Here is a 1,881-nt window from a genome sequence, read left to right as displayed (position 1 = left end):
AGGACTTCCGCCCGGCACGCCGAGAGCACGCACCGTGGGGGCACCTCCCGGCCGAAGGCTGGGGGAGCCGCGCCGCCGCCCTTCGGGCGACGACGGGAGTTTGACGACAGACCCTAGCCCCGCCCTTCCGCGAGCGGGCCTGTCCGGCTCTTGATCAAACAAAAGCAGAGTGCTGCTGACCTGCAACGACTGGACTTGTATAGGGTCCTGTCCGCTGCAAGGAAGAAGCACTCTCCAGGTGAACAAGCGTATCGGGTCGTATCCGCGTGTCCGCGTCCAGGACAACGGGGACGGGGTGGTCTCGCAGGCCGGTGGAGTGCTGCTGGTGGAGACCGTCCGCAAGGCCGGGCTGGATACGGCGATGTCAGCGGCGTTGATGCCGTGGCGCAAGCTGCGGGCGGCACACGATCCGGGCAAGATCCTTCTGGACCTCGCCCTGGCGGTGGCACTGGGCGGGGACTGCCTGTCGGATGTGGCGGCACTGCGGGCCGAGCCGCAGGTCTTCGGGCCGGTGGCCTCCGACCCCACCATCTCCAGGCTGGTCGACACCCTGGCCACCGCCGGCCCTCGCGCTCTGACGGCGATCCGCCGGGCGAGGGCCGAAGTCCGCGAGCGGGTTTGGATGTTGGCCGGGATGGATGCCCCCGACGCGGGTGGCCAGGTCATCGTGGACATCGACGGCGTGCTGGTCCTGGCGCACTCCGACAAGCAGGACGCGGCGGCGACCTGGAAGCGGACCTTTGGGCGCCATCCCCTGGTCGCGTTCGTCGACCACGGCCGAGCCGGCTCCGGAGAGCCGGTGGCCGCAATGCTGCGGCCGGGCAACGCGGGCAGCAACACCGCCGCCGACCACATCACCATGACCCGCCTGGCACTGGCCCAGCTCCCCAAGCACTACCGGCGCGGCCGTCGGACCCTGATACGCACCGACTCCGCCGGCGGCACTTACGACTTCCTGAACTGGCTGACCGCGCGCGGCCGGTGGCTGTCCTACTCGGTCGGGATGACGATCACCGAGGCCATCCACCACGCTGCCCTGCACGTTCCAGACTCGGCCTGGACCCCGGCGGTCGAGCCCGACGGCCAGGTCCGCGACGGTGCCTGGGCGGCCGAGCTGGCCGGCGACGTCCTCAAGGGCCGGCTCGCCGGGATGCGGCTGATCGTGCGCAAGGAACGCCCGCACCCCGGAGCCCAGTTGAGGTTCGCCGACGCCGACGGCATGCGGCTGACCTGCTTCGCCACCAACACCACCTGCACCGCGATCGCGCGCCAGGAACTGCGGCACCGCCAACGCGCCCGCGCCGAGGACCGCATCCGCGCCGCCCGCGACACCGGACTTCGCAACCTCCCCCTGCACCACACCGCCCAGAACCAGGTCTGGCTGGAGATCGTCCAGCTCGCCCTGGACCTGCTGGCCTGGATGCCCATGCTCGCCCTGACCGGCACCGCCCGCCGTTGGGAACCCGAACGCCTGCGGCTACGACTGTTCTCCGCCGCCGCCCGCCTGGCCACCACCGGCCGCCAACGCATTCTCCGCCTGGCCCGCCACTGGTCCTGGACAGACCTGATCACCACCGCGTTCAGCAGGCTGCAGGCCCTACCGAAACCCGACTGACCAGCAACAACGACCCATCCCGACGAGTAGTCGAACACGTTCGGAACCGTGGAATCCGACGCACACCCGACACGTCAGTCGGGCCTTCGGCCCGCCCACCACTACCCGTACAAGCCGCAACGGCCCGCCGACCACATCGACGGACCGTCATGAAAAATCGAGGCTAGGGCCAATACCAGTGACTTAAGGATCTTTGCTGGTAGGCTGCCTGTCCAGGAGGTGCCTGGATGCCACGCCCTGGGCAGGTCAAGCCGTCGACGGACGAG

General features: G+C 69.7%; 1 protein-coding gene. It reads left to right on the top strand.

Annotated features, from left to right (window positions below; translation table 11 throughout):
• The first annotated feature begins 238 nt into the window (after positions 1–238).
• The gene (locus tag ABD330_RS32170; protein WP_344469856.1) at positions 239–1,615 is read left to right on the top strand and encodes an IS1380 family transposase; all 1,377 of its coding nucleotides are present in this window, start codon (positions 239–241) and stop codon (positions 1,613–1,615) included.
• Positions 1,616–1,881 lie beyond the last annotated feature (266 nt).

Origin of the sequence: Kitasatospora kazusensis (assembly GCF_039529945.1) — a bacterium.
Classification (GTDB): Bacteria; Actinomycetota; Actinomycetes; order Streptomycetales; family Streptomycetaceae; genus Kitasatospora; species Kitasatospora kazusensis.
Note: the sequence above shows the minus strand (reverse complement) of the source record. Positions and strands in the feature narration are given on the sequence as shown.